At 68.4% G+C, this 11,212-nt stretch carries 15 protein-coding genes; 10 read left to right on the top strand and 5 right to left on the bottom strand.

The window, feature by feature from the left end; genetic code table 11:
- Positions 1-27: 27 nt before the first annotated feature.
- Positions 28-1,368 carry a UDP-glucose dehydrogenase family protein gene (locus tag ABD768_RS28335; protein WP_343969882.1) on the top strand — a complete coding sequence of 447 codons (1,341 nt, stop codon included), beginning with the start codon at positions 28-30 and terminating at the stop codon, positions 1,366-1,368.
- Positions 1,369-1,432: 64 nt separating this feature from the next.
- On the opposite strand, the gene ABD768_RS28330 is transcribed toward ABD768_RS28335, so the two are convergent.
- Entirely contained in the window at positions 1,433-1,915 is a 483-nt protein-coding gene (locus ABD768_RS28330; RefSeq protein WP_343969885.1) for a cupin domain-containing protein, read from the bottom strand.
- A gap of 68 nt (positions 1,916-1,983) precedes the next feature.
- Here ABD768_RS28330 and ABD768_RS28325 point away from each other — a divergent pair, with 68 nt between their 5' ends.
- From ABD768_RS28325 to ABD768_RS28305, 5 genes are read left to right on the top strand one after another with little or no spacing between them, the layout of a single operon-like run.
- On the top strand, positions 1,984-2,604 hold the full coding sequence (locus ABD768_RS28325; RefSeq protein ID WP_344845919.1) for a TetR/AcrR family transcriptional regulator: 621 nt from the start codon (positions 1,984-1,986) through the stop codon (positions 2,602-2,604).
- 4 nt (positions 2,605-2,608) lie between these two features.
- Positions 2,609-3,034, top strand: a complete 426-nt coding sequence (gene arfB / locus ABD768_RS28320; protein ID WP_343969889.1) for an alternative ribosome rescue aminoacyl-tRNA hydrolase ArfB — start codon at positions 2,609-2,611, stop codon at positions 3,032-3,034.
- 26 nt (positions 3,035-3,060) lie between these two features.
- Entirely contained in the window at positions 3,061-3,687 is a 627-nt protein-coding gene (locus ABD768_RS28315) for a hypothetical protein (RefSeq protein ID WP_343969892.1), read from the top strand.
- Complete coding sequence (locus ABD768_RS28310; protein ID WP_343969895.1) at positions 3,684-4,301, top strand: hypothetical protein; 618 nt, start codon at positions 3,684-3,686, stop codon at positions 4,299-4,301. The genes ABD768_RS28315 and ABD768_RS28310 overlap by 4 nt, the downstream gene beginning before the upstream one ends.
- Positions 4,298-4,909, top strand: coding sequence for a hypothetical protein (locus ABD768_RS28305; RefSeq protein WP_343969898.1), 612 nt, complete (start codon positions 4,298-4,300; stop codon positions 4,907-4,909). Before ABD768_RS28310 ends, ABD768_RS28305 begins: the two co-directional genes overlap by 4 nt.
- On the opposite strand, the gene ABD768_RS28300 is transcribed toward ABD768_RS28305, so the two are convergent.
- Both ABD768_RS28300 and ABD768_RS28295 read right to left on the bottom strand, forming a co-directional pair.
- A complete protein-coding gene (locus ABD768_RS28300; protein WP_344845676.1) occupies positions 4,872-6,170 on the bottom strand; it encodes a hypothetical protein in 1,299 nt (432 codons plus the stop codon). The two genes, ABD768_RS28305 and ABD768_RS28300, sit on opposite strands and share 38 nt — an antisense overlap.
- Positions 6,171-6,285: 115 nt before the next feature.
- Positions 6,286-6,525: a MoaD/ThiS family protein gene (locus ABD768_RS28295; protein ID WP_343969901.1), complete on the bottom strand. Its 240-nt coding sequence runs from the start codon at positions 6,523-6,525 to the stop codon at positions 6,286-6,288.
- A 162-nt stretch (positions 6,526-6,687) separates the two neighbouring features.
- Here ABD768_RS28295 and ABD768_RS28290 point away from each other — a divergent pair, with 162 nt between their 5' ends.
- Both ABD768_RS28290 and ABD768_RS28285 read left to right on the top strand, forming a co-directional pair.
- Positions 6,688-7,398: a winged helix-turn-helix transcriptional regulator gene (locus tag ABD768_RS28290; RefSeq protein ID WP_343969904.1), complete on the top strand. Its 711-nt coding sequence runs from the start codon at positions 6,688-6,690 to the stop codon at positions 7,396-7,398.
- A gap of 102 nt (positions 7,399-7,500) precedes the next feature.
- The gene (locus ABD768_RS28285; protein ID WP_343969907.1) at positions 7,501-7,803 is read left to right on the top strand and encodes a hypothetical protein; all 303 of its coding nucleotides are present in this window, start codon (positions 7,501-7,503) and stop codon (positions 7,801-7,803) included.
- 3 nt (positions 7,804-7,806) lie between these two features.
- Here the strand turns inward: ABD768_RS28285 and ABD768_RS28280 are convergent, their stop codons facing one another.
- Positions 7,807-8,565: an SDR family NAD(P)-dependent oxidoreductase gene (locus tag ABD768_RS28280; RefSeq protein WP_344845672.1), complete on the bottom strand. Its 759-nt coding sequence runs from the start codon at positions 8,563-8,565 to the stop codon at positions 7,807-7,809.
- A gap of 27 nt (positions 8,566-8,592) precedes the next feature.
- Positions 8,593-9,483, bottom strand: coding sequence for a TIGR03620 family F420-dependent LLM class oxidoreductase (locus tag ABD768_RS28275; protein WP_344845669.1), 891 nt, complete (start codon positions 9,481-9,483; stop codon positions 8,593-8,595).
- A gap of 127 nt (positions 9,484-9,610) precedes the next feature.
- Between ABD768_RS28275 and ABD768_RS28270 the strand changes: the two genes are divergently transcribed.
- A complete protein-coding gene (locus ABD768_RS28270; RefSeq protein ID WP_344845667.1) occupies positions 9,611-10,210 on the top strand; it encodes a TetR/AcrR family transcriptional regulator in 600 nt (199 codons plus the stop codon).
- Between the two features lie 59 nt (positions 10,211-10,269).
- Entirely contained in the window at positions 10,270-11,157 is an 888-nt protein-coding gene (locus ABD768_RS28265; protein ID WP_344845664.1) for a hypothetical protein, read from the top strand.
- Positions 11,158-11,212 lie beyond the last annotated feature (55 nt).

The raw sequence follows: 11,212 nt of genomic DNA, 5'->3' as shown, positions 1-11,212 counted from the left end.
CCACCTGCGAACCTTTGGGGGGTTCTGATGGCTGCCAAGCCACGCATCACCGTTCTGGGCACCGGATACCTGGGCGCCACCCACGCGATCTGCATGGCCGTCCTGGGGTACGAGGTCCTCGGCATCGACACCGACGAGGCCAAGATCGCGGCGCTGGCCGACGGCCGGGTCCCGTTCTACGAGCCCGGCCTGCCCGAGATGCTCAGCAAGGCACTGGAGACCGGCCGGCTCCGGTTCGGCACCGACATCGCCGAGGCGGCCGAGTTCGGCGACGTGCACTTCGTCTGCGTCGGTACGCCGCAGATGAAGGACTCGCCGGCCGCCGACATGACGTACGTCGACGCGGTGGTGACCGACCTGGCCAAGCACCTGACCCGGCGTGCGCTGGTGGTCGGCAAGTCGACCGTCCCGGTCGGTACCGCCGCGCGGCTGACCCAGCTGCTCCAGTCGACCGCGCCGGCCGGTGACCAGGTCGAGCTGGCCTGGAATCCCGAGTTCCTGCGCGAGGGCTTCGCCGTCGAGGACACGATGCGTCCGGACCGGCTCGTCTTCGGGGTCGCGTCCGACTGGGCGCTGGAGCAACTGCAGGCGGCTTTCGCGCCGCTGCTGGAGGCCGAAGTACCGGTCGTGGTGACGGATCTGCCGACGGCAGAGCTGGTCAAGGTGTCCGCGAACTCCTTCCTGGCAACGAAGATCTCGTTCATCAACGCGATGGCCGAGGTGTGCGAGACGACCGGGGCCGACGTGCAGCAGCTGGCCGCGGCGCTGTCCTTCGACCCGCGGATCGGCGGGCGGTTCCTGCGTCCAGGCCTCGGGTTCGGTGGCGGGTGTCTGCCGAAGGACATCCGCGCCTTCATCCACCGCACCGAGGAGCTCGGTGTCGGCCAGGCCGTCTCGTTCCTGCGCGAGGTCGACGCGATCAACCAGCGGCGGCGGCAGCGCACGGTCGACCTGATCCGTTCGCAGGCGGGCGGATCGCTGGCCGGCGTGACGATCTGCGCGCTGGGCGCGGCGTTCAAGCCGGACTCGGACGACATCCGCGACGCCCCGGCGCTGGACGTGGCCCGGCTCCTGCAGGCCGAAGGCGCGATCGTTCGGGTGTACGACCCGCAGGCGATGGAGAACGCGCGTAAGGCGTACCCGGACCTGCACTACGCCACAGGCGTCGCAGAGGCGGCCGAAGGCGCACAGGTCGTGGCGCTGCTGACCGAATGGGACCAGTTCCGCGACATCGATCCCGAGTGGCTCGGCGAGATCGTCGCCGTCCGGGCGATCGTGGACGGCCGGCACGCCCTCGACCCGGTCGCCTGGCGCGCGGCCTCCTGGGACTACCGGGCTCTCGGCCGCGCCGTCGACCCCGCGGCCTGATCGTCCCGCCCTCTCCTGAGCGTTTCCGCCTCGGCGCCGGCCTCCCCAGGCCGGCGCCGAGGCGCTATCCCACCGGCAGGTTCGCGAACGGCGGCGGGCCGAGGATCACGGTGCTGCCGTTGGTCCGGGCCGACTGCTGGATCTTGCCGAAGTCGACCTCGTGCGGGGCGCCCTCGACGTACGGTTCGCTGGCGTCCAGGAAGAACTCCTCGCCGACGCCGGGCGTGATCAGCACGAGCATCCTCGCTGCCTCGGACGTCACCAGGAACGCGTGCGGCGTCCCGCGCGGCACCATCACCAGACCGCCCGGACCGACCCGATGCTCGACACCGTCCAGCTGGATCAGGATCTCCCCCTCCAGCAGGTACATCGACTCGTCCGCGTCGGGGTGCAGGTGCAGCGGCGTGACCTTGCCGCCTTCCATCCGGTCCTCGAACATCAGGTAACTCCCGCCGGTCTGCTCGGCGGTGGCCATCCAGCGATGCACTCCACCGCCGGAGAACCAGCGCAACTCGCCGTCCGTCGCGGCTCTGACGAATCCACTCATCGTGCCCACCCTCCCGTTATGATACTTACGTCTCACCAAGAGACTGGGGTATCATTTGAGTCGTGTCAATGCCCTACGAGTCCGGCGGCCGCAGCCGGCAGAAGCAGCGCACCAGGGACGCCCTGGTCACCGCGGCCCGCGAGCTGGTCGCCGCCGGGGTGACGCCGACCGTCGAGCAGGCGGCCGCGGCGGCGGAGGTGTCCCGCCCGACCGCCTACCGGTACTTCCCAAACCAGCGCGCTCTGCTGTCGGCCGCCCATCCCGAGACCACGACGACGTCGTTGCTGCCCGCGGATCCGCCCGGCGACGTGAGCCAGCGGCTGGCGGCGGTGATCGACACCTTCATCGAGTTGGTCGTCGAGACCGAGGCCCAGCAGCGCACGATGCTCCGGCTCGCCTTGGGGGCCGATCCCGCCGAGCGGGCGGCCCTTCCGCTGCGTCAGGGCCGGGCGATCAGCTGGATCGAAGAGGCGCTGCTGCCGCTGCAGGACTCGTTGCCGGCCGAGACCGTCCATCAGCTCGCGATCGCGATCCGGAGCGTGGCCGGGATCGAGGCCCTCAGCTGGTTGCTGGATGTGGCGAAACTGCCGCGGGACGAGGCGGTCCGGCTGATCAAGTGGTCGGCGCAGTCCCTGCTGGCCGCGACCCTGGCTGGATCCCCTCCGCCGGTCGGCCCTTTGATTGAATAGCCCTATGGAGACCGGGTTGATCGTGCGCCACGGCGTTGTCATCCCGGAATCCGAGCTGGCATGGCGGTTCTCCCGGTCGAGCGGGCCGGGTGGGCAGTCGGTGAACACCACCGACAGCCGGGTGGAACTGAGTTTCGACGTGGCAGCCAGTACGGCGCTCAGCGACGTACTGCGGGAGCGCGCGCTGGAGCGACTCGGGTCGCGGCTGGTGGACGGCGTACTGACCGTGGCGGCGTCCGAGCAGCGGTCGCAGTGGCGCAATCGGGAGGCTGCGCGGACCCGGCTGGCGGCGCTGATCCGGGAGGCGATCGCGGCACCGCCCCGCAAGCGGCGGCCGACCCGCCCCAGCAAGAACGCGGTCCGGCGGCGGCTGGACGACAAGAAGCGCCGCGGCGAGACCAAACGGCTGCGTGGGCGACCCGCTGACTGACTCTTTCCCTGGTTAGGCTTCGGCACGTGCCAGAAGCAACGGGGAGCGGGGACGGCGAGGAAGAGCTGCCGGAACTGCAGGACATCAAGGTGCGCGGCCGGTCGCTGAAGACCTGGGGAATCAGCGCGGGCGCCGTGCTGCTCGTCGTCTCGGCGGCGTTCGGCGGCCTGGAGAAGGCGGCCGACGAGACCCCGCAGGTGGCGGCCGGGACGGCGATCGACACCGGCCAGATCGAGGTGACGATCCAGCGGGTGGTCACGGTCAAGGACCTCAAGCCGCTGTTCCAGCCGGATGACGGCGGCGCGCTGATCGCGGTGGTGACCAAGCTCAAGGTGACCGACGACACCGGCACCACCCCGCCGAGTGATCTGCTTCGGCTGATCGGCGTACCGGGGATCAAGGACACCGATCCGCCGATGGGCACCACGAACATCAAGGACGAGACCCGCGACCCGGTGCTGACGCCGGAGTTCGGCGAGGACGTCGCCTATGTCTGGAAGCTGCCCAAGCTCAGCGACCTGCCGGCCGAGGTGAAACTCACCGTGCAGCACTACGAGCACACCGACGAGTCGATCCTCGACCACCACGAGAAGTGGATGCCGGACAAGATCGCGGCCGAGAGCAGCGTCAAGGTGAAGGACAACACGAAGTGAGCGCCCCGCCACCCCTGGAAGGGGCCGCTCGCAACAGCCGGCTGCGCAGACTGGCGAACTACGGGCTGGTGCTCGTCGTGCTGGTCGCGATCATCGGGCTGTACCGGCTGACGCCGACGCAGAAGGACATCCAGGACCCGGTCGAGGTGCACGGCGTGGTGGGCAAGGCGGTCAAGACGCCGCGGTTCGAGCTGACCGTCAAGAGCCTCCAGGTCAGCAAGAAGCTGCGGATCCCGCGGTCGGCGCCGGACCGCGATTCGCTGTCCGACTTCGTCGTGGTCGAGGCGGAGGTCAAGGCGCTGCGGGAGCCGATGCACCTGAACAAGGTGTCGATCAAGGCCTCCGACGGCACCACCTATCTCGGCGCCGACCGGTCCGGGCTCGAGACCGTCGATCTGAGCAGCTACGAGTTCGCGCCCGACATCCCGGCCCGCGGGGTGTTCGTGGTGGAGATGCCGGCCGACAAGCTGCCCGGGGCGGTGCTGCAGGTGATGGAGAAGGCGTTCCTCAACGATTTGGAGCCGCAGGCAACGATCCCGCTCGGCGTCACGAAGGATCAGCTGCCCGGTCTGCGCAAGGATGTGGCGATCTTCAACGCCGCGGATGCGTTGTGAGCAGCGCGCGACGGGCCCGGCCGGGGTGGTTCCGGAAGAACACGGCGGCTTTGCTTTCGCTGGTCGTCACGGTGCCGCTGGCCGGGTGGTGGACGACGCGGTCGGACTACAAATCCTGGTATGACGCCGAACCTCGGGACGCGGTGACGGTGGCGGCCGGCGGTACGGAATACCAGGGCGCTACTTGGTATGCGGCCAGTGTCGAGGTCGATCCGCAGCCGGCCCGGAAGAACGCCGTACCGAGCACCTTGCCGGAGGGGACGACGCGGGTGCGGGTCTACCTGCGGATGCAGGTGGCCGACCTGAAGAACATCGAGAAGCTGAGCGGCTGCCAGGTCCACCTCCGGGCGCCGGACGGGCGGATCTGGGACGAGTCGATCCTGGAGGACGACTTCCAGGACCGGCCGACGGGTTGCACCGGCGGGTACGACGACAAGCCTGCGAGCTATCGGGATCCACGGATCGCGCCGTACTTCCTGAAGCCGGTGGCCGGGAAGCCGTTCGAGGCGGTGGCGATCTTCATCGTGCCGGAGTCGGTGGCGTCGTCGGTCGAACCGACGGTCACCTGGGCTACGAAACTTCCTGAGTATCTGGCATTCCCGAGGTAGCGGCGGTCAGGTCGGCGACACCCTTGTCGGCCTGCGGTCCGGGAGCCGCGTGCGCCGCGTGCGTCCTGGTCTTGAGGTAGCCGGCCAGGCCGCCGATCATCCGGTCGTACGCCGCGGCCAGCAGGCTGACCTGGAGCATGATCTTCAGGCCGTCGGTGACCAGGTTCAGCGGCTCGTCGATGACCAGCCAGAACGGCAGCGAGTGCGGGCCGAGCACGTAGAGCTTGAGGAAGATCCAGACCTCGCTGGCCAGGAACGTGACCACCGCCCACGCGAGGAAGTAGCCCAGCATCGGCCGCAACCCGGACCGGACCACCAGCCGGAAAGCCTCCGCCACCGGCGTCCACCGGTCCTTCCAGTCCGACACCACCGAGTTGCCGGCCACCCGGACGAGCTTCGGCGTCTGCTGCCAGCGGTGGGTGATCCGGTCGAACCGCCAGCGCCGCTCGGTCGGCTCGGCCTTGTGCACGGCCCGGCCGTAGATCACCGCGGTCATCGTGATCCACATCAGCGGGAAGACCGCGGCATTCCACAGGTCACCGATGCCGGCGGCAATGAATCCGGTGACGGTGTCCCAGATCTCGCGGACCTTCTCGACGCCGAGGATGTGGTCGAGCCCCCAGCCGTAGCCGTCGTGCACCCAGGCCCAGACCTGGCGATCCTTCAGCCAGTCCTTCGGCGACGGGATGAACGAGGAGGCCTGGTAGATCACGACGAAAATCCAGAGCGCCTCGAGATAGGTGACGAACAACCGGCGTACCGGGCCGCCGGTGTTCTTGCCCTTGCGCTTGAAGAGGAACCGCAGCAGGTACGCCGTGGCGCCGAGGCCGATGAACAGCCAGGTGGACAGCGACTGCAGCCCGGTCGACTGCTCGGCGACCGTGCCACCGTTGAGGACGGTCGCGAGGGTGTCGTTGGCCTTGTGGACGGCCAGTTGGTACTCGTAGTCGAGCGCCTCGTTCTGGAGGAACTTGTACGCGGCGTAGAACGCCAGGAACGGCAGCAGGGCCGCCGCCATCGCGTCGATCGGCCGGTGCTCCTTACCGGGCTCCACACCGTCAGGCGCGAGCATCCCCTCGGCGACGGCCCGCTTGTGGAAGGGGAGCTCGCCGCGGAGTACGAGGAACATCGTCACGTACATCGCCAGCGAGACCACGACCAGCGCCGCCAGCACGGCGATACCGGCCGCCTCGGCCTTGGCTCCGGCCTGCACAGCCACCCACTGCAGGCCCCGATGCGCCAGCTGCGCAATCAGGAACACAGCCAGTAGCCGAGGCCAGGCCTTCCCAAACAATGCCCCCGCGCGGCCCACCGTAGTGAGCAACGTCCCCGATTCCATCGCCACAGTCGGGCAATCTACCGCTCCGGGAGGGTCCTCAGCCGCCTGCGAAGGGTGGCAGGGCGTCGACCAGCGCGCCGTCCTCGAGGCCGGCGTCGAGGTCTACCCGCTCACCGTCGAGCAGGAACGTGCAGATGCCGAGCACCCGAGCCAGCTCGGGTCTCCCCGCCGAGACGACGCCGACAAGATCCTTGATGGAACCCGCCTCAGCCGTCGCGGTCGACTCCCCCGCTGCCGCGCGCGCAGCGGCGAAGTACCTGATGGTCACTTCCGGCATTTGAGTTGGGCCTCACTGATCGACTTTGTCATCAGCTATTATGTCAGCTTGCTGTTGCTATCCAGTGTGACTCGGGCCCCCGGCAATGACGCCGCTGGGGCCTGACGTGCATAAGGACCGGGTCGCTCACCAGGGACCCGACGACCAGCACAAGGAGACAGCGTGAGCACGTTGCTTCTGCTGACGAACGCATTGCAGGCCTCCACCGAGGTGCTGCCGTCGCTCGCCCTGCTGCCACACCAGATCCGCATCCTGCCCGCCGAGGTCGCCGCGCTGGTCGACGCGCCCGACGCCGACGCGGTCCTCCTCGACGCCCGCCGCGATCTGGTCACGGTCCGCGGGGTATCCCGCCTGATCCGCACCACCGGCATCGACGTACCGCTGATCCTGGTCGTCACCGAAGGCGGCCTGACCGCGGTGAACGCGGACTGGGGCGCGGACGACGTGCTGCTCGACACGGCCGGTCCGGCCGAGATCGAGGCCCGGCTGCGGCTGGTGATCGGCCGTTTGGCCGCCGCCCGCAACGAGGACCCCGACACCACGCTGATCCGCAGCGGCGACGTGGTGATCGACGAGGCCTCGTACACGGCGAAGCTCAACGGGCGGGCGCTCGACCTCACGTACAAGGAGTTCGAGCTGTTCAAGTTCCTGGCGCAGCACCCTGGGCGGGTGTTCACGCGCGAGCAGCTGCTCCAGGAGGTCTGGGGGTACGACTACTTCGGCGGCACGCGGACGGTTGATGTGCATGTCCGGCGGCTGCGGGCGAAGCTCGGGCCGGAGCATGAGGCGCTGATCGGTACCGTGCGCAACGTCGGGTACCGGTTCGTCATCCCGCCGTCGAAGGACCGCGAAACGGCCGACGTCAGCGCCTGATCCTTGGTTCCGGACTGGACCGGGTCGAGTTTTTCCGGGCTTGACCCGGAGTGTATTCGTGCTGCTACGGTGCGTATTCGGTCTTTTCACGGAAGGTGACCGATGGCGCACGCTGCTCCGACTTCGCACCGCCGAGGCGCTCGCGCTTCACATCGTCTTCGCACGGACGGCCCGATCCAGCCCACAACCTGGCTCGGCCTGACCTTCGCGCTGATCTTCGGGCTGGTCCTGACCGGCCGGTCCCATGTCGGCGTGCACGCGGCCGGCATCACCTTGCTCGTCATGCTCGTGCCGCTCACGGTGGCCGTCTTCGCGACCGGCCTGCGGCAGGGCATCGGATCCACCAAGGCGGCGCTCTCGACCGGGATCGCGTTCGCCTTGGTGGTACTCAAGTTCCTGCTCTGAGTCCTAGATCTGGTTGGTGCCGCCGTCGACGAAGATCTCCGCGCCGGTCATGAAGCTGCTCTCGCCGGAGGCGAGGAACAGGACGGCGTTGGCGATCTCCTCGGGCTCACCGAGCCGGCCGAGCGGTACGCCGGAAGCGATCGAGTCCAGCAGGGCGGATGCCTGCGTCTCGTCGGGCGCCAGGCCGGCTAGGCCCGGTGTCTTGGTCGGGCCGGGGATCACCGTGTTGACGCGGATCCCGCGCTGCGCCAGTTCGGCGGCCCAGGTGCGGCCGAAGGATCGGATGGCGGCCTTCGTAGCGGCGTACACGCTGAACGCGGGAGTGCCGTCGGTGGCCGAGGTGGAGCCGGTCAGGACGATGGTCGCATTCTCGTTGAGCAGCGGGAGTGCTTTCTGCACGGTGAAGAGCGTGCCTCGGACGTTGATCCCGAAGGTCTGGTCGAAGTGCTCCGGCGTGATGGTGCCCAACGCGGCGAAGCCTCCGCCGCCCGCGTTGGCGTGGACGATGTCCAGGCCGCGGCCGAACTGCCTGATGGCTTCGAAGAGCGCGTCGAGGTCGTCGAGGTTCGCTACGTCGCTCGCGATGCCGGTGACCTGGCCGCCGGCCTGCTTGATGTCGGCTACGGCGGCGTCGAGCTCGGGCTTGCGGCGGCCGGTGATGAAGACGTGTGCGCCCTCGGTGGCCAGGCGGCGGGCGGAGGCGAGGCCGATACCGCTGGTGGCACCCGTGACGAGTGCGACCTTGTTGTCCAGCTGTCCCATGATGACGTCCTTTTCTGTGGTTTCGTTCTAGATGGAGAGTGCGAGGTCCGCCAGGCGGCGCCAGTCCTTGACTGGAAGGCCATTTCCGGCCGGCGCGGCAGAGAGAACTTGTACGGCGACATGGTCGGCGCCGGCCTCGAGGTGTTCGCGGAGTCGCCGGCCGATGCTCTCTTCGTCGCCCCAGGCAACGAGTGCGTCGATCAGGCGGTCGCTTCCGCCTGGTACGAGATCGCTGTCGGTGTAGCCGAGCCGCTTCAGGTTGTTGCGATAGGCATCGAATCCGATGAACATGCCGAGCTGCTCGCGCGCGACTGCCCGGGCCCGCTCGGCGTCGGTGGTGAAGACGACTGCCTGGTGTGGCGCGATGAACGCGTCGGGGCCCAGTTGGGCGCGCATCGTCGCGGTGTACTCGGGGCTCACCAGGAAGGGGTGAATGCCGGCGGTACGGTCCGCCGCGAGCTGCGCCATCTTCGGACCGAGAGCGCCTAGCAGTAGGCGCTCTCTTGGGATCGGGTTTCGCTCTTTCGCGATCGTGTCGAGGTACTCACTGATGGCAGCGACCGGGCTCGCGTACGTCCGCCCTACTGCAGCGGCCGCATTGCGGTCGCTCACGCCGAGGCCGACGATCGTCCGCGGGCCATGACGGCTGTCGAGCTCGTGGACCCTCGCCGCGAGCTCCTTGGCTTCCTGGCGCCAGATGCCGAGCACCCCGTGGACGACGTACGTGCTGGGCGAGGCGGTCAGCAACTCGTCGGTGTCTTCGAAGATGTGGCGGCCGTCGAGGCCTGGGATCCAGAGTGCGCTGATCCCCCGCTCGGCCAGGTCGGCCGCGGCCTCGATGCCTGCCTGCCCGGCATTGCGCAGCTCCATGCTCCAGACCCCGACCCGCCTCAGGGCCTGCTCACCACTGCCATCCATGATCTCGCTCCTTGGGTTTCATACCGTTCGGTTAGAAACTCAAGCTAGCAGTGGTTGAAGCTTCAGGCAAATTTTTGAACCGAGCGGTTAAGAACTGTATTGTCGGGGCTGGACCAGGAGGTGGCAGATGCCGGGAGGACGACCCCGCACGTTCGACGAGGACGAGGCGCTGGAGCGCGCCGTCGAGGTGTTCTGGCGGCAGGGGTACGAGGGCACGTCGATCACCGACCTCACCACCGCGATGGGCGTCAACAAGCCCAGCCTGTACGCCGTGTTCGGCGGCAAGGCAGATCTCTTCCGTCGCGTGATCGCTCATTACGCCGAACACGACATGGCCTACGCGCGCGCCGCCATCGCCGAACCGACCGCCTTACAGGTCGCCCAACGGTTCCTCCGCGACAACGTGGTCGCGGTAACCCTCGACGACAAACCCAACGGCTGCCTGTCGATCCAAGGCGGCGTCTCCTGCAGCACGGCGAATCAGGACGTCTCCCAGTTCCTGGCCGCCAGCCGCCTGGCCGGTGAGAAGGCCTTCGCCGACCGCTTCCGCCTCGCCATCACCCGAGGCGACCTCCCCGCCGACACCGACCCGGACGCCCTGGCCCGCTTCCTCATGGTCGTCTCCGAGGGCCACGCCATCCACGCCGCCGCCGGCGTTCCCCGCGAGTCCCTGCAAAAATCCGCGGCCATAGCCGAACAAGCCTTCGAAGCCATGACCACCCGGTAGCCCCGACAGGAACCGGCCACCCGGCCCTCTGCCGCCGCTCGCCGCGCGACCATCACTGGATGGTGCTCGCCAGCCGATGGATTGCCGGTCTCACAGCCGTCCTCCTGATCTGTACTGCCTGCTCGCCGGACGAGAACGCCCGCTCACTGGCACCACAGCCGGACTCGGCCGGCCCATCTTCCGCCAGCACGGCGGCTCCGAGCGCCACGGCTCCAATTGCCACCACGCCGGGTCCGCTGAGCGTCGCGGAGTACCAACGGGTTCTTGCGCGGATCGAAACGACCATGCGGCGCAACCTGACCAGAGCGATGGCGGCGAAGTCCATCGTCTCCGCGAACGCCTATCGAGAGCTGCTGACCACCCTGCTCGAGCAGCAGTCCGGCATCCTCCGCGCCGTCGAACCGCCGGCTGGGCTCGAGGCGATCCACGCAGACGCCCTGCAGACCCTCTCCGGCAGCCTGATCGGCGACCACCTCAACGACCCCGTCGACGGCTGCACAGTGGCCGAACCCGTGGCCACCTTCCTCTACTACTCGAACCTCGACATCTACGACGTGATCACCCAGGGCATGAACCCGACTGGCCACCGGACGATCCTCGGCCGCAAACTCCTGCCGGCACCCCCACGGAAACCAGCGCCCCGGCGAGGAACGAACGGACACGTCGTACAGCGGATCGGCAAGCGCGGCTCCGCCCAGATCCGCGTCACCAACAAGCGCTCAACCGACGCACTGATCGTGGTATCGACGTCGGGCAGAACACAAGCGTCGATCTACATCCGCGCCAAGAGCACAGCAACGCTGACCGGCCTCCGCGGCTCACTGGGAATCACGATCCGAACCGGCTCGGACTGGGACCCCACCGGCCGAGGCTTCACCCGAGCCTGCGAAGAGGAAACCTTCAACGAACCCCTGGACCGCGGCTACAACTGGCAATTCACCATCTGACCCAGGCCACGGCGGGGCAGGCGACGCCCGGGCGGTCAGTGGAGAACCGCCCGGG

Source organism: Kribbella ginsengisoli (assembly GCF_039537185.1).
Lineage (GTDB): Bacteria > Actinomycetota > Actinomycetes > Propionibacteriales > Kribbellaceae > Kribbella > Kribbella koreensis.
This window is presented reverse-complemented; position numbering and strand designations above follow the sequence as displayed.